The organism is Mycobacterium sp. NBC_00419 (assembly GCF_036023875.1).
Classification (GTDB): domain Bacteria; phylum Actinomycetota; class Actinomycetes; order Mycobacteriales; family Mycobacteriaceae; genus Mycobacterium.
Genome location: NZ_CP107931.1, coordinates 3,884,528 through 3,899,149, shown reverse-complemented (window position 1 = coordinate 3,899,149; position 14,622 = coordinate 3,884,528). Strand labels below are relative to the sequence as shown.

Sequence of the window (14,622 nt, the reverse complement as noted above, 5' to 3'; positions counted from 1 at the left end):
GGACCGCGGGCCGCTGCGTCGGCTCGGTCATTGGCCGACCTGCGGCAGTTCGTCGGCGGCGATCTCACACGGCGATCTCTCGTCCTGGGCCTCGGCGTCGGGTTGGACCACGGGTGGCGGCGGGTCAAGGGGCGGTGACGGTGCGGGCGTCGTCTGCTCGGTGACGGAGTCCTCGACCGGCTCGGTGGTAGTCACGTCCCCGGTCTCGGTGCCGTCATCGGACAGGTCGTTCTCCTGACCGTCGGCGTCCGCGCCCACCGGATCGGCCTGCGGCTCAGGGGTGGCGGCGTCGGCTTCCGGTGGCGAGTCGGTGTCGCCGAGTTCGCCAACGGCCTCGGCGTCGGACACCGGAGTATCGGCCGGGAGATCCGATGCACTGGCCAGCAGAGCGCTGATTGCATCGGCGATCTGGCCGCCGAGACCCGTCAGGCCGCCTCCGACATCACCAGCGGCGGGCATCGCCGGCCCCGGCATCGCTGGCCCGGAACCGAGGGGATCCACCGGCGTTGGCGGCGGAAGTGTCTGTGGCATAGGTATTTCCGGTGCGGGCAGCGCCGGGTTCGCGGCGGCAGGCGACGCGGCAGGGCTGTTCAGGACAGCAGGGGGCGGCGGGCTCTGGGTGGCGGCGGGCACGGTGAGCGGTGCGGTCGCCGGGCCCGCCGCCCACTGTGCGGGTTGCGGTGGCGTCGCGAAGAGTTGATCAGGAACTGCGAAAGCAACTGGGCCACAGGACATCACTTGCCGGATCACGTCGGCGTAGGCGGACTCCACCGCCGTTGTCGCGGCCCGCATCGCGGCGACCCACTCGGTGCGGATGTCGGCCTCGACGTACGGGGTTATCTGGTGCACGACGACGTCGACGGCCTCAGTCCGGTCCGGTGCCGCGCTCATCACGGTCTGGGCCGCACCCAGCCATACCGGCCGCTGGCCCGCTCGGCGGTCGTCGATCACGGTCGTGGCGTGCACCTTCTCGTCGACCACCCTGAGCACGGTGTCACGCAGCTGTGCGCAGCTGTCCGCCGCGGTGCGCAGGGCGCCCGCGACGGTGGCGCCGGACTGGCAGTGTCGTTCGACGAAAAGCGCTGCGACGGAACCGGAAGCACCACTCCAGGCCTCGGCCAGGGCACGCAACCCGTCGTGCTGCAGGCGAAGTGCGCGGTCAGCGGCGTCAGCCATGGCGCTCAATGCCACGCAGTCGGTGTCGAGCACGTCGAGGTCCAGGCCGTCCTCGGCGCCGTACCACTGCAGCACCTGTGCGCCATGGGTGGTCAGATCGGAATGGCTGTAACCCAGCATGTGGCAGGCCGTCACATAAGTCTGCACGTCGGCCACCGCCGGGCGGCCCCGGTCGAGCCGACCCGCGACGTCGAACGTCATCGCAGCGCCGCCGCGGCACGCATCTCAGCCTCGGCATACTGCTGGGCACCGGCGCGCAGCGCGGCAGCAACTTCTTCGGCGGCACGCGACCACTGGGCCAGGTGGACTCTCAACTCCTCGAGTGCGGCATGCAGCCGATCGCCGCTCGCCGTGTGCGCCCGGCCCGCCGTGGACCCGCAGAACCTCAGCCCACCGGGGTGCGCGGCGGTCTCGAGCAGTTCAGCGGCGGCGCTGAACCGTTGCGCCGCAGCATGCGCCGTCGCGGTGTCCACCCGTGTGTTGCCCATGTCCGATTGGACGTACGACCGCCCTGACCGGTTCCGCGTCGGCGAAAAATCAGCCTTCGGCGCTGACCGACTCGGCCACCCGGATGGCCAACTGCCGGGCGGTGTCCTCGTCGGCGGCCTCGACCATCACCCGAACCATCTGCTCGGTTCCCGAGGGGCGCAACAGGATTCGTCCGGTGTCGCCGAGCTCAGCCTCGGCCGCACGCACCGCGCTGCGCACTGCGGGCGCTTGCGCCACGGTGGCCTTGTCGGCCACGGTGACGTTGATCAGGACCTGGGGCAGAGTATGCATCGGGGCAGCGAGCCCGGCCAGCGACGTGCGGGTCTGGGCCATCCGCGACATCAGCCGCAGGCCCGTGGCGATGCCGTCGCCGGTGGTGGCTAGTGCCGGCATGACGATGTGGCCGGACTGCTCGCCGCCGAGCGAATACTCCCCGGCCCGCATCTCTTCGAGCACGTACCGGTCCCCGACGCCGGTGGTGCGCACGGCGATGCCGGCCTCACGCATGGCGAGGTGCAGGCCCATGTTGCTCATGACGGTGGCCACCAGCGTGTTGGAGGCCAGCTCACCAGATTCCTGCATGGCCAGCGCGAGGACCACCATGATGGCGTCACCGTCGACGATCTGGCCGGCGGCGTCGACCGCCAGGCATCGGTCGGCGTCACCGTCGTGGGCCAGGCCCAGGTCCGCGCCGTGCGCGACGACCGCCGCCTGCAGTTGGTCGAGGTGCGTCGAGCCGCAGCCGTCGTTGATGTTCACGCCGTTGGGCTCGGCGTGGATGGCGATCACGCGGGCGCCGGCGGCGTGGTAGGCGCGCGGCGCGGCAGCCGAGGCGGCGCCGTTGGCACAGTCGACGACCACGGTCAGTCCGTCCAGGCGCACCGGAGCCGCGGCCCGGACATGAGTCAGGTAGCGCTCGAGGGCGTCGGCGGCGTCCAGCGCACGCCCGATGCCGGCACCGACCGGCCGCAGGCCGGGACCCTGGGCGACGAGTTCCTCGATACGGTCCTCGGTGGCGTCGTCGAGCTTGTGGCCGCCGGGTCCGAAGATCTTGATGCCGTTGTCCGGCATCGCGTTGTGCGAGGCGGAGATCATCACGCCGAAGTCGGCGTCGTAGGCACCCGTCAGGTAGGCGACGGCGGGGGTGGGCAGCACGCCCACTCGCAGTGCGTCGACACCCTCGCTGGTCACTCCGGCGATCACGGCGGCTTCGAGCATCTCGCCGCTGGCCCGTGGATCGCGGCCGATGACCGCGACCGGGCGCCCCGAACGCGTGGTGGCGGCCAGGCGCCGTGCGGCGGCCGCCCCCAGGGCCAGCGCCAGCTCAGCCGTCAGTTCCCGGTTGGCGACACCCCGGACACCATCGGTCCCGAACAGTCGACCCATGCGGACAAATCTCTCACAATTGCCGTCTCAAACCACAACCGACGACGTTATCCGCCATGTCGCCGCCAAACCGACGTTCGGGCGAGACTCGGGCCGCAACGATGACCCCCCGCACCTGCGCGGGGAGGTGCGGGCGGTACGTCGCAGCGCAGGCCTAGCGGCTCGGGGCCGCCGACGGCGTGGTCGGCGTCGCGCTCGCGGTCGGGGCCGGAGTCATAGGAGTGGGGCTCTCGGCCGGTGCGAGCGGCGCGGTCTCCGCGGCCCCGCCGTTCTGGCTGAAGGTGTAGCTCAATCCGCCGGTGACGCTGTTGCAGGCCGGAACGGTCTGGATGAGGTTGGTATCGAGGTCGGCCAGGCGCGGCGACAGGTCATCAACCGGGCACACGGCCGCGGCCAGGGACTGCGCACTGGTCAGCGACACCTCTTGCAGGACGCCGAGCCGCTGCCCGTCGACGCTGAGGGTCACGTTGAGCTTGCCGTCGCCCACGACCGACTGGGCCTCCGGGGGTGCTGCGTGCGCGAGGCTGAGGCCGCCCGCGACGAGCAGCGATCCCCCGAGCAGTGTTCCGGCGGCCGTCTTCGTGAAGGTATTCATGTTCGCTCCTTGTTCTTCTGCGTTGTGGGCAGGGATCCAAGAGCTGCGCGAGGTTTGACACACAGCCCCGAAGGTGGACATCGACCCCCCGTAAAGGTCCTTTTCTCCCACCTCGGGCAGCCGACAGCAATGTCGGCTTCTTGAGGTCTAACCTCCGGTCGGCAAACTCAAACCGAAATTTAATGATCGGCGACCCGAATGCCCCTGAGCTGCGGGGATACCGAGTGACAAGTCCCACAAAAAACTCGCCGGGTGCATCCGTACGGACACACCCGGCGAGCTCGCGTCGAAACGCGCGGCAGATCAGCGCTTGCTGTACTGCGGCGCCTTACGGGCCTTCTTCAGGCCGTACTTCTTGCGCTCGATGGCACGCGGGTCACGCGTGAGGAAGCCGGCCTTCTTCAGGGCCGGGCGATCCTCGGGCTGCACCAGGATCAGTGCGCGGGCGATCGCGAGGCGAAGCGCACCGGCCTGACCCGAGGGGCCACCGCCGTCGAGGTGGGCGTAGATGTCGAAGGCATCCACCCGGTCCACGGTCACCAGCGGAGCCTTGATCAGCTGCTGGTGCACCTTGTTCGGGAAGTACGCCTCCAGGGTGCGGCCGTCGAGGTGGAACTGGCCGGTGCCAGGCACCAGCCGGACCCGCACGACAGCCTCCTTGCGGCGGCCGACGGTCTGGATCGGGCGGTCGATGATGACGGGCTCGCGCGGTGCGGGCTGCTCGGTGACCTCGGGCGCCTCGGGCGCTTCGGTTGCCTCGGGCGCCTCGGTGACCTCAGCCACTTCGGTTTCCTCGACGTCGGCCGTCACGTCTGTCGTTTCGCTCACTGCTCCACCTGCTTGATCTCGAACGGAATCGGCTGCTGGGCGGCGTGCGGATGATCCGGGCCGGCGTAGACCTTGAGCTTCTTCTGGATCTGGCGGCTCAGCTTGTTGTGCGGCAGCATGCCGACGATGGCCTTCTCGACCACGCGGTCGGCGTGCTTCTGCAGCTCGTCACCGAGCGTGCGGGCCCGCAGACCACCGGGGTAACCCGAGTGGCGGTAGGCCATCTTGTTGGTCAGCTTGTCGCCGCTGACGGCGATCTTGTCGGCGTTGATGACGATGACGAAGTCGCCACCGTCGACATTGGGCGTGAATGTCGGCTTGTGCTTGCCGCGCAGCAGAGTTGCTGCTGCAACGGCGAGCCGGCCGAGCACCACGTCGGTGGCGTCGATGACGTACCACGAACGTGTGGTGTCACCCGCCTTCGGCGTGTACGTAGGCACAGCGCTACCTTCTTCTCTTCTCGGGTTAGGTCCCGGTGTGACCCGGGTGTCGGTCGGACGTGACGGTCGGGCCTTACATCTCGGCGACCAACACTGACCCGAGACCCCGGCTGACTCCGCGGAGAACCGCGGCGTACCGCACGCCAACGTGGCAGCTTACCTGCGACGATCCGGGCAGGTCAAAACGCGTCAACCCCGCTCGTAGGCGATGTTGGCGGTGGCCCGGACGTACTCGGTGCCGCCGGGGTCGGACATGCTGGCACTCACCGTCGCCATGCGGCGCCCCACCCGATCGGTTGCGGTGGCCATGGTGAGCGGGCGGCCGTCGACCGGGGGCGAGCGGAAATAGTAAACGCTGAGGTCAGCGATGGCGTAGGTGTCGCCGGGGCCGGTGTGGGCCTGGCCGGCCAGTGAGCAGGCCTGCCCGATGATCGACGCGATCACTCCGCCCTGGATGGCCCCGAGCACGTTGGCCATCCACGGCTGCGGGTCGACGGTCACGACCGGGTCGCCGTCGGTGGCGGCGACGGTGATGGCCAGCAGTTCGCACAGCGGGCCGCGGGCGATCTCACCGCGGCCGATCGCTTCCAGGGTGCGCCGGCCGTCCCAGCCCGCATCGATGTCGGAGATCGTGGTGTCGACGTCCGGCGGCGCGGGCGGCAGGGCGCCGGCCCGGTTCGCGATCTCGACTCGGTCGAGTTCCCGCAACGCCGCGGTGCTGCGCCCCACCCGCACCGTGCGGCCCACCCCGGAGCAGACGACGTCGCGGGATCCGTTGGTGACGGTCACCGTGGGAACGCCGTAGTGCTCATCGTGGTGAGCCATCGACGCCGTCGCGGACAACAGGTCGCCCACCCGGGCCGGGGCGCCGGCACTCAGCGCGAGCCAGGACTGCACCGTGGCCACCGGTTCGGCGAACGTGTACCAGTAGGCGCCGCTGGTGGCCGACTCCGCGGTGACCGCGTAGGCGGGCATCTCGATGACACCGCGGTGGTCGAGCAGGCTCGTCGTGAGCTGCTGGTCCAGCGCGATGCCGCCCTCGCTGCGCCGGACGGAGCCGATGGAGAAGAGCTCCTGCGGTCGGTTAGCTGTGCTCATCAGCTGGCATCCTTGCAGAAGACGAGAGGAAAGCCGATGTCCGATCCCGTGCACCCGTATCGCGACGCCGGCCTGCCGCCGCACCAGCGGACCGAGGATCTGCTGGCCCGGTTGCCGCTGGCGGACAAGGTGGGGCTGATGTTCCACACGATGGCGGTACCGGCCGGCGTCGACGAGGTGGTGCACCTGTTCGGCCAGCGGTCGCTGCGCTCCCTGCTAGACCGCGGACTTAGCCATTTCAACATCCTGGGCTCACTGGCCGACGGGCGTGCGTTCGCGCAATGGCACAACAGCGTTCAGCGGGCCGCGCTGCAGCGCCCCCTCGGTATCCCGGTCACGTTGTCTACTGATCCACGTCATCACTTCGGGGACAACCCGTTGACGCAGATGATGGCGGGCCCGTTCTCGCAGTGGCCGGAGACGCTGGGACTGGCCGCCATCGGCTCGGCCGAGCGGGTGCGGGAATTCGCGGACATCGTCCGGCAGGAGTACCTCGCGGCGGGCATCCGGGTTGCGTTACACCCCCAACTCGATCTGGCCACCGAACCGCGGTGGGCGCGGATCAACACCACGTTCGGCGAAGACGCCGCGCTGGCGGCGCAACTCGGGGTGGCGTACGTCGTTGGGCTGCAGGGTGATCACCTGGATTCGGAGTCCGTGGCCGCGATGATCAAACACTTCCCCGGCGGTGGTCCGCAGAAGGACGGCAACGACCCGCACTTCGCGTGGGGACGCGAACAGGTCTACCCCGGCGACAACGCCGACTACCACCTGCGCCCGTTCCTGGCGGCGCTCGACGCCGGCGCCGCGGAGGTGATGCCCTACTACGGCATGCCGGTCGGCACTGACTGGGACGAGGTGGGCTTCGGCTTCAACAAGTCGGTGATCACCGGCATACTGCGCGATGAACTCGGCTTCGACGGAATCGTCTGCACTGATTGGGGTTTGATCACCGACCACCCCGAGCTGGGTGACCTCGGTACCGCCCGCGCCTGGGGTGTGGAGCACCTCGGCCGGGAAGACCGGGTGGTTCGGGTCCTGGAGGCCGGAGTCGACCAGTTCGGCGGAGAGGACTGCACCGACGTGCTGGCGTCGGTCATCGCTGCCGGCCGGATCAGCGAAGCCCGGATCGACGAGTCGGTGCGACGGGTGCTGCGGACGAAGTTCGAGCTCGGTCTGTTCGACCATCCCTTCATCGACGAGGAACACGCAGCGCTGACCTTGGGGCGACAGGACTTTCGCGATGCGGGGCTGCGCGCCCAGCGTGACTCGCTGACCCTGTTGACGAATTCTGGTGTTGTGCCGCTGCGCCGCGGTGTCAAGGTGTTCGCACCTGAGCTTCCCTCGCTACCGGGGTATGCCGAGCCGGTGGAATCACCGGCCGACGCCGACGTGGCGATACTGCGGCTCAAGGCTCCGTTCGAGCCGCGCTCGGAGGGCATGGCGGCGTTGTTCCACCACGGCTCACTGGAATTCGGGGCGCAGGAGGTGCAGCGGGTGCTCGACGTGTGCGCCCAGGTACCGACCGTGCTGGACGTGTATCTGGATCGGCCGGCGGTGCTGACGCCGTTCGTCGACGCCGCGGGGGCGATCATGGTGAACTTCGGGGTGAGCGAGCAGGCACTGCTCGACGTGCTGTTCGGCGAGTCGGAGCCGGCCGGGTCGCTTCCCTTCGACCTACCGCGCTCGGATTCGGCGGTGCAGGCCAGCCGCACCGATGTGCCCTTCGACACCGCCGACCCGGTGTTCCGGTTCGGGCACGGGTTGCGCTACCCGCGGCGGTAATTCGGTTTCGGAGCCGCCAGCGGTTGTGGTCCGATGGAGGCCATGACGAATGTCGTTCAGCGAACCGTGGACCGACGTCCCCTCCCCCGAATTGGAGCGCAATTGTCTGCGCTTCTACTGGCGCAACCGTGCCGAGACGAGCGTGCAGCGATGGAACCTCGACCTGGCGGTCCTGGTCGGCGATTCGGTGGTGGGAATGTGCTCGGTGCATGCCGAGGAGTTCCCCCGGCGGCGGAGGCTGACCACCGGGTCCTGGCTGGGCCGTGCCCATCAGGGACGCGGGATCGGCAAGGAGTTGCGGCGGGCGGCGCTGCACCTGATTTTCGCGGGGTTTGATGCCGAGGTGGCCGTCACCCGCGCCTGGCACGACAACGCCGCGTCACTGGGAGTGACGCGGTCGCTGCCCTACACCGAGACTGCAACCACCCGGGAGAACCGGCGCGAAAGCCCCGACACCATGGTCGAATTCACCATGACGTCGGGGCAGTGGGCCACGATCCGACGCGACGACATCCGTCTCGTCGGGATCGGGCCCGTTCGCGAGATGCTGGGGACTCAGCGGTAGTCGATGACCACGCGGCCGTCGATCTGTCCGCGTTGCATCCGGCCGAACACCTCGTTGATGTCCTCGAGGCGGGCGGCTTCCACCGTGGGGTGGATCAGGCCGCGGGCGTAGAAGTCCAGCGCCTCGGCCATGTCCTGGCGGGTTCCGACGATGGAGCCACGAATCGTCAGGCCCTTCAACACGATATCGAAGATCGGGGCCGGGAAGTCGCCGGGCGGCAGGCCGTTGAACACGATCGTGCCGCCGCGGCGGGCCAGCCCGATGGCCTGCCCGAACGCTTGCGGGTGCACCGCGGTCACCAGCACGCCGTGCACGCCACCGGTGGCCTTCTGCACCTCGGCGACGACGTCGGAGGTGCGGGCGTTGACGGCCACTTCGGCGCCGAGGCGTTCGGCCAGAGCTAGTTTGGCGTCGTCGATGTCGACGGCCACCACCCGCAGACCCATCGCCCTGGCGTACTGCACCGCGATGTGGCCCAGGCCGCCGATGCCGGAGATCGCCACCCACTGGCCCGGCCGGGTGTCGGTGACTTTGAGGCCCTTGTAGACCGTCACCCCCGCGCACAGGATGGGTGCGATTTCCAGCGGGTCGATGTTGTCCGGGATGCGGGCGGCGTAGGCGGAGTTGACCAGCATGTAGCTGCCGAAGCTGCCATTAACGCTGTAGCCACCGTTGCGCTGGCTCTCGCACAGCGTTTCCCAGCCGGTGCGGCAGTACTCGCAGGTGCCGCACGCCGACCAGAGCCAGGCGTTGCCGACCTTGTCGCCCAGCGCGAGGTCGGTGACGCCGGGACCGAGCGCGACGACGCTGCCGTACCCCTCGTGCCCGGGGATGAACGGCGGCTGCGGCTTGACCGGCCAATCACCATGTGCGGCATGCAGATCGGTGTGGCAGACGCCGGAGGTCTCCAGCTTCACCAACACCTCGCCAGGGCCGGGTGTGGGCAGGTCGACGTCGCCGACGCTCAGCGGGGCGCCGAATTCGGTGACGACGGCGGCCCTCATGGTGTCGGTCGCGGCTGCGGGGGTATCGGTGTCGAGTGTCTGAGTCATGGTCGTGTCCTTTCGTGGATCAGAAAAAGCCTTGGGCCTTGGTGGAGTACGAGACCAGGAGGTTCTTGGTCTGCTGGTAGTGGTCGAGCATCATGAGATGGTTCTCGCGCCCGATGCCGGACTGCTTGTAGCCGCCGAATGCGGCGTGCGCGGGGTAGGCGTGATAGCAGTTGGTCCACACCCGGCCGGCCTTGATATCCCGCCCGGCGCGATAGGCGGTGTTGCCGTCACGGCTCCACACCCCGGCCCCGAGTCCGTAGAGGGTGTCGTTGGCGATGCTGATCGCGTCGTCGTAGTCGGTGAACGAGGTGACCGCCACGACGGGCCCGAAGATCTCCTCCTGGAAGATCCGCATCGCGTTGTGACCGGTGAAGATGGTGGGCTGTACGTAGTACCCGCCCGAGAGGTCACCGCCGAGTTCGGCACGCTCGCCGCCGGTAAGTACTTGGGCGCCTTCGCTTTTGCCGATCTCGATGTAGGACAGGATCTTCTCCAACTGATCATTGGAGGCCTGCGCGCCAATCATCGTCTCGGTGTCCAGCGGATCACCCTGGCGCACCGCCTTGGTGCGGATCGCCGCCAGCGCCAAAAACTCGTCATAGATATCGGCCTGAATCAGGCTGCGCGACGGGCACGTGCAGACTTCGCCCTGATTGAGGGCGAACATGGTGAAGCCCTCCAGCGCCTTGTCCTGGTAGTCGTCATTGGCGGCGAGGACATCGGAGAAGAAGATGTTGGGGCTCTTGCCGCCCAATTCCAGGGTGACCGGGATCAGGTTCTGGGAGGCGTACTGCATGATCAGCCGGCCGGTGGTGGTCTCGCCGGTGAACGCGATCTTGGCGATCCGGTTGCTCGAGGCCAGCGGCTTGCCCGCCTCGACACCGAACCCGTTGACCACGTTGAGCACCCCGGCAGGCAGCAGATCAGCGATCAGCGACACCAGATACAGAATCGAGGCCGGGGTCTGCTCAGCCGGCTTGAGCACCACCGCATTACCCGCGGCCAACGCCGGGGCCAGCTTCCACACCGCCATCAGGATCGGGAAGTTCCACGGAATGATCTGACCGACCACACCGAGAGGCTCGTGGAAGTGATAGGCGACGGTGTCCTCGTCGATCTGGCTCAGCGACCCCTCCTGCGCCCGGATGGCGCCGGCGTAGTAGCGGAAGTGGTCGACGGCCAGGGGAATGTCGGCGTTAAGGGTCTCGCGGATCGGCTTGCCGTTGTCCCACGACTCCGCCAGCGCGATCGACTCCAGGTTCGCCTCGATCCGATCAGCGACCTTGTTCAGGATCAGCGCCCGTTCCGCGGCCGAGGTCTTGCCCCACGCGGGGGCCGCGGCGTGCGCGGCATCGAGGGCGAGTTCGATGTCGGCGTCGGTCGATCGGGCGACCTCACAGAACACCTCGCCGGTCACCGGCGTGCGGTTCTCGAAGTACTGCCCACCCACCGGCGCAGTCCACTCACCACCGATGAAGTTCTCGTAACGCGACTGGAAGGACATCACGGAGCCTTCGGCACCGGGCCTCACATAAACGGTCATTGGCATTCTCCTGCCTGTTCAGGACGACAAAGTGTGTCGGTCGTCACTCAAGGTAGGCAGTGCGGGGTTGCAGCACAGTTGCACGCAACCGTGCAACGTGGACCCCGGTGGTCAGCCGAGATCGAGATCCAGGCCCGCCAAGGCGCCGCGGGCCTGCGACTGCTGCACCGAACCGGGCAGTGCGCCGTCATGCAGGGCGCGCCAACCGTCCCGATCGTCACGGCCGTCGGGGCTGTCCAGCCAGCGGCGCAGCACAGCCGGTTCGCCGCAGGCCAGCACCGCCGCCCGCAGCGTCATCGTCAGCTCGGTGCGCAGCCGCGCGACTGCAGGCGACATCGATTGCGGCAGAAGCGGTCCGGGGTAGCGGTCCAACGCCACGCTCACCTCGCCGACCTCGATGGCGTCGTGGACTTCGTCGATGTCGGTGGTGATCGGCACCAGCAGCCGGTAGGGCCGCGATTCGATGACGTCGGCCCCGACGACCTTGCGCAGGCGTGACACCTCGGCGCGGACCGTCACGACATCGAGGTCCTTGTCGTCGAGCAGCATCGCGAGGTGGTCGGCGGACAGACCTTCGGGGTGACGGCTGAGCAGCACCAGGATGTCGGCATGCCGGCCGGTGAGAGTGGTCGAGCGCAGGTGGCCCACCTCGTCGGTGACCGTCCAGCGCGGACGGTCCGATCCGAGGACCGTGACGCGGGGCGGTCTGGGGGTGCTCGACTGCGGAGAGCCGGTCAGCCGGAGCAGCGCGAGATGGTTTTCGACGGCCACGACGGTGGCGCGCACCAGGGCCAGCGCCTGCGGTGTGGCCACCCGCGGGCCGCCGGTGAGGTCGATCGCCCCGATCTGGGCGCCGGTGTCGGGGTCGTGGACCGGGACGGCGGTGCAGTTCCACGGCTGGACCATCCGGGCGAAGTGTTCGGAGCCGCGGATCTGCAGTTCGGCGTCGAGGGCAAGCGCGGTTCCCGGCGCGTTGGTGCCCGCTCCGCGTTCACTCCAGTCCGCGCCGGGCACGAAGTTCATCCCCTCTGCCCGCCGGCAGGCGCTGCGGTCACCTTCGACCCAGAGCAGGGTTCCGTCGGCCGCGGTCACCGCGACCACCACTCCGGATCCGGCGGCGTCCTCGACGAGCAGTCTCCGGATCACCGGCAGGGTCGGCGCCAGCGGGTGGGTGTCACGCAAGCGGGCCAGCTCCTCCCCCACCGGGGAGGGCGACGCCGCACAGTCCGGGTCGACACCTTTGGCGAGACTTCGCTGCCAGCTCTTGGCGACGATCGGGCGCAGGCTGGATTCGAGATAAGAGGCGTCAACCTCGCCGGTGACAAAGAGTTGGTGGACCGCACGAAGCACCGCAGAGGGCCGAGCGGTCGATCCCCCGCTGGATATTCTGGATGCGCCCATCGCCGATCACACTCCTCGCACGGCCGTCCCGGCCAGCGCGTGTGGCCACGATACGCCACATCAGGTGCAGCAAGTCCTGAACCTTAGACTGAGTCGATGGCACGACCGCCGGAGTTCGATCGATCTCAAGCGTTGGTCAGGGCCTTGCACCTCTTCTGGGAGAAGGGCTACGAGCGCACGACGGTCCGAGACCTGACCGAAGCGATGGGCATCTCCGCACCGAGTCTGTACAACACCTTCGGAGACAAGAAGAAGCTGTACGACGAGGCGGTAGCGGAATACACCAGCGCCCCATCCCGCGTCATCCCGCCGGCACTCGGCGAGCGCCGGGCACGTGATGTGTTCGCCCGCATCCTCGACATCGCCGTGCGCGAGTACGGGAGCGCCGAGCATCCCCCCGGCTGCTTCGTCATCTCCGACCCCGTGCTGCGGGACGAACGTCTTGTGGGTCGGCAGGCAATTCGCGGCCGGTTGTTGCAGGCGGTCGGCGAAGGTGACTTGCCTGACGACACCGACGTTGAGGCGCTGGCCGACTTCATCGACATCGTCTTGCGTGGGATGTCCTCACTGGCCCGCGACGGGGCGGGCGTCGAGACCCTCCGCGCCGCGGCCGACGTCGCGCTACGCGCGTGGCCGGCGCAGGCGCGGCGCCGAAAGGCACGCGAGACCTGAGCGCGCGCCCGGCTCGCTCAACTGCCCTCGGCCAGATCCATGTCCGCCGGGCTGTCACCGGCGATCGGCTGCGAGATGAAACTATGTGTCGCCAGCGGTCCGCCGAACTGTTGCAGCAGACCGCCCTCGTCGTTGCGTCCCAGATCGATTGGTGCGAAGCCCAGTCGCTCGATCAGCACCGCGATCTCGCCGCGGGCGTCGGGGTCGTTACCGGACAGGAAGATCACCCGACGTCCGCCGTGGCCGTCACCCGGCTCTCGTGCCAGCACCTTGGCCCAGGTGCTACCGAACGCCTTGACAACGCGAGAATTGGCCGCCCATTCCTCGACCAGATCGGACGACGCCCGACCGCCCAGATCTGCAGGGCCGAAGGTGGTGTAGTCGATCGCGTTGGTGGCATCGACGATGATGCGTCCCCGCCAGTCGGGCACCTGCTGCGCGAGTCCGCGGACCGCATCGAAAGGAACCGCCAATACGACCACCTCGGCGCTCAGCGCTTCACCGACGTCGACCGGCGTGATCACCGGTCCGATCTGCTCCACCAGGGGTGCCACCGCCGAGACCCCCTTGGCAGTCGCCATGGTGACATTCAGACCGCTCCGGGCGAATTGTCGCGCCAACGCTTGGCCGATATTGCCGGTGCCGATGATCGAGTACGTCATGGTTCCCTCCTGTGGATTGTCTAAACCATCTGCGGGACGGGAACTTCCGAGGTTTCACTCGGATTCCGGGCGGAGCTTCCGCCTGATATCGTCATCGCCGAACCATTTTATCTGACATGTTACAAAACTTCCCAGGAGTATTGCCCTACCCACTGCGGAGAAACCAACCACCGACGACCGAAGGGAAAGCCAGATGGCTGACTCAGTAGAAAAACTGATGCACGACAACCTGCTCGCGGTGTTCAACGAGCGCGACGACGACAAGCGAACTGCGGCAGCGGCACAGACCTACGCAGCCGACGTCCGGTGGACCGATGCGGAAGGCACCACGACTGGACTGTCGGCGCTGGAGGCCAAATGTGTGGGTCTCCAGAGCGGCCTAGGCGGGCTACAGTTCGAGGCGGTCGGTCCGGTTCACGCGCTGGAGGGCTTCGGTTATCTGGCTTGGCGGCTGGTGGATCCCGCGAGCGGCCAGACACCGATGAGCGGATTCGACGCCGCGGTCATCGCAGACGGGCTCATCAGCCACTTGTGGACTGTCCTCACCCCTCCGCAGGAGTGACTGTGTGACCCCGACGGCTCTCCTCCGCCGGGGCCACACAGGGGTTCACCACCCCGGTGTCAGCTCCACAGCCGCGCGGCGCGCCGGTCAGCCTCGGCCACGTCGGTGGCGCCGTCGCGTACTGCGTTGCCCAGCCGAATCAGGATGTCGTGCAGAGCCACAGCGGCGTGCTGCCAGCGGGCCTGCTCCGACTGGTAGGCCGTCGCCGCGTCGCGGGTCCACACCTGTTGTAGCGGGGCGATCTGGCGACCCAGATCGTCGAGGGCAGCACCGAGACGCGTCGAGGTCTGCTGGATATCGGCGAGCACAGTCGCTTCGATCTGGGCGAAGTCATACGACAGGATGGGGTCCACGACAGCTTCTCCTTC

At 68.2% G+C, this 14,622-nt stretch carries 16 protein-coding genes; 4 read left to right on the top strand and 12 right to left on the bottom strand.

Annotation, left to right across the window (positions count from 1 at the left end; genetic code table 11):
- Window positions 1–27: 27 nt before the first annotated feature.
- The 7 genes from OG976_RS18620 to OG976_RS18590 all read right to left on the bottom strand — a co-directional run bounded on the left by OG976_RS18620 (window position 28) and on the right by OG976_RS18590 (window position 6,012).
- Window positions 28–1,377, bottom strand: a complete 1,350-nt coding sequence (locus tag OG976_RS18620; RefSeq protein WP_328351845.1) for a hypothetical protein — start codon at window positions 1,375–1,377, stop codon at window positions 28–30.
- Complete coding sequence (locus tag OG976_RS18615; RefSeq protein ID WP_328351842.1) at window positions 1,374–1,664, bottom strand: type VII secretion target; 291 nt, start codon at window positions 1,662–1,664, stop codon at window positions 1,374–1,376. Before OG976_RS18615 ends, OG976_RS18620 begins: the two co-directional genes overlap by 4 nt.
- A gap of 49 nt (window positions 1,665–1,713) precedes the next feature.
- Window positions 1,714–3,051, bottom strand: coding sequence for a phosphoglucosamine mutase (gene glmM, locus OG976_RS18610; protein WP_328351839.1), 1,338 nt, complete (start codon window positions 3,049–3,051; stop codon window positions 1,714–1,716).
- 154 nt (window positions 3,052–3,205) lie between these two features.
- Complete coding sequence (locus tag OG976_RS18605; protein ID WP_328351837.1) at window positions 3,206–3,646, bottom strand: hypothetical protein; 441 nt, start codon at window positions 3,644–3,646, stop codon at window positions 3,206–3,208.
- Window positions 3,647–3,949: 303 nt separating this feature from the next.
- Window positions 3,950–4,429 (bottom strand): 30S ribosomal protein S9, encoded by a 480-nt coding sequence (gene rpsI / locus OG976_RS18600; protein ID WP_442930547.1) that lies wholly within the window; start codon window positions 4,427–4,429, stop codon window positions 3,950–3,952.
- A gap of 41 nt (window positions 4,430–4,470) precedes the next feature.
- Entirely contained in the window at window positions 4,471–4,914 is a 444-nt protein-coding gene (rplM, locus tag OG976_RS18595; RefSeq protein WP_328351834.1) for a 50S ribosomal protein L13, read from the bottom strand.
- 189 nt (window positions 4,915–5,103) lie between these two features.
- Entirely contained in the window at window positions 5,104–6,012 is a 909-nt protein-coding gene (locus OG976_RS18590) for a PaaI family thioesterase (RefSeq protein WP_328351831.1), read from the bottom strand.
- Between the two features lie 36 nt (window positions 6,013–6,048).
- Between OG976_RS18590 and OG976_RS18585 the strand changes: the two genes are divergently transcribed.
- Window positions 6,049–7,797 carry a glycoside hydrolase family 3 protein gene (locus OG976_RS18585; protein ID WP_328351828.1) on the top strand — a complete coding sequence of 583 codons (1,749 nt, stop codon included), beginning with the start codon at window positions 6,049–6,051 and terminating at the stop codon, window positions 7,795–7,797.
- Between the two features lie 49 nt (window positions 7,798–7,846).
- The gene (locus OG976_RS18580; protein ID WP_328351825.1) at window positions 7,847–8,362 is read left to right on the top strand and encodes a GNAT family N-acetyltransferase; all 516 of its coding nucleotides are present in this window, start codon (window positions 7,847–7,849) and stop codon (window positions 8,360–8,362) included.
- Here the strand turns inward: OG976_RS18580 and adhP are convergent.
- From adhP to OG976_RS18565, 3 genes are all read right to left on the bottom strand, one after another.
- Complete coding sequence (adhP, locus tag OG976_RS18575; protein WP_328351822.1) at window positions 8,353–9,414, bottom strand: alcohol dehydrogenase AdhP; 1,062 nt, start codon at window positions 9,412–9,414, stop codon at window positions 8,353–8,355. The two genes, OG976_RS18580 and adhP, sit on opposite strands and share 10 nt — an antisense overlap.
- Before the next feature lie 19 nt (window positions 9,415–9,433).
- Entirely contained in the window at window positions 9,434–10,957 is a 1,524-nt protein-coding gene (gene adh, locus OG976_RS18570; protein ID WP_328351818.1) for an aldehyde dehydrogenase, read from the bottom strand.
- Between the two features lie 111 nt (window positions 10,958–11,068).
- Window positions 11,069–12,358 (bottom strand): helix-turn-helix domain-containing protein, encoded by a 1,290-nt coding sequence (locus tag OG976_RS18565; RefSeq protein WP_328351815.1) that lies wholly within the window; start codon window positions 12,356–12,358, stop codon window positions 11,069–11,071.
- Window positions 12,359–12,454: 96 nt separating this feature from the next.
- On the opposite strand from OG976_RS18565, the gene OG976_RS18560 reads away from it, so the two are divergent.
- Window positions 12,455–13,030 carry a TetR/AcrR family transcriptional regulator gene (locus OG976_RS18560; RefSeq protein WP_328351812.1) on the top strand — a complete coding sequence of 192 codons (576 nt, stop codon included), beginning with the start codon at window positions 12,455–12,457 and terminating at the stop codon, window positions 13,028–13,030.
- A 17-nt stretch (window positions 13,031–13,047) separates the two neighbouring features.
- On the opposite strand, the gene OG976_RS18555 is transcribed toward OG976_RS18560, so the two are convergent.
- Window positions 13,048–13,692, bottom strand: a complete 645-nt coding sequence (locus OG976_RS18555; protein WP_328351810.1) for an NADPH-dependent F420 reductase — start codon at window positions 13,690–13,692, stop codon at window positions 13,048–13,050.
- Window positions 13,693–13,885: 193 nt separating this feature from the next.
- On the opposite strand from OG976_RS18555, the gene OG976_RS18550 reads away from it, so the two are divergent.
- Entirely contained in the window at window positions 13,886–14,254 is a 369-nt protein-coding gene (locus OG976_RS18550) for a nuclear transport factor 2 family protein (protein ID WP_328351808.1), read from the top strand.
- 59 nt (window positions 14,255–14,313) lie between these two features.
- Here the strand turns inward: OG976_RS18550 and OG976_RS18545 are convergent, their stop codons facing one another.
- A complete protein-coding gene (locus tag OG976_RS18545) occupies window positions 14,314–14,607 on the bottom strand; it encodes a WXG100 family type VII secretion target (RefSeq protein WP_328351806.1) in 294 nt (97 codons plus the stop codon).
- Window positions 14,608–14,622: the final 15 nt, after the last annotated feature.

Coding starts and splice junctions, on each gene's coding strand:
- adh (WP_328351818.1), bottom strand. CDS start 10,957: ATGACCGTTTATGTGAGGCCCGGTGCCGAAGGCTCCGTGATGTCCTTC.
- OG976_RS18565 (WP_328351815.1), bottom strand. CDS start 12,358: ATGGGCGCATCCAGAATATCCAGCGGGGGATCGACCGCTCGGCCCTCT.
- OG976_RS18585 (WP_328351828.1), top strand. CDS start 6,049: ATGTCCGATCCCGTGCACCCGTATCGCGACGCCGGCCTGCCGCCGCAC.
- OG976_RS18615 (WP_328351842.1), bottom strand. CDS start 1,664: ATGGGCAACACACGGGTGGACACCGCGACGGCGCATGCTGCGGCGCAA.
- OG976_RS18550 (WP_328351808.1), top strand. CDS start 13,886: ATGGCTGACTCAGTAGAAAAACTGATGCACGACAACCTGCTCGCGGTG.
- adhP (WP_328351822.1), bottom strand. CDS start 9,414: ATGACTCAGACACTCGACACCGATACCCCCGCAGCCGCGACCGACACC.
- OG976_RS18605 (WP_328351837.1), bottom strand. CDS start 3,646: ATGAATACCTTCACGAAGACGGCCGCCGGAACACTGCTCGGGGGATCG.
- glmM (WP_328351839.1), bottom strand. CDS start 3,051: ATGGGTCGACTGTTCGGGACCGATGGTGTCCGGGGTGTCGCCAACCGG.
- OG976_RS18620 (WP_328351845.1), bottom strand. CDS start 1,377: ATGACGTTCGACGTCGCGGGTCGGCTCGACCGGGGCCGCCCGGCGGTG.
- OG976_RS18555 (WP_328351810.1), bottom strand. CDS start 13,692: ATGACGTACTCGATCATCGGCACCGGCAATATCGGCCAAGCGTTGGCG.
- OG976_RS18590 (WP_328351831.1), bottom strand. CDS start 6,012: ATGAGCACAGCTAACCGACCGCAGGAGCTCTTCTCCATCGGCTCCGTC.
- OG976_RS18580 (WP_328351825.1), top strand. CDS start 7,847: ATGTCGTTCAGCGAACCGTGGACCGACGTCCCCTCCCCCGAATTGGAG.
- OG976_RS18560 (WP_328351812.1), top strand. CDS start 12,455: ATGGCACGACCGCCGGAGTTCGATCGATCTCAAGCGTTGGTCAGGGCC.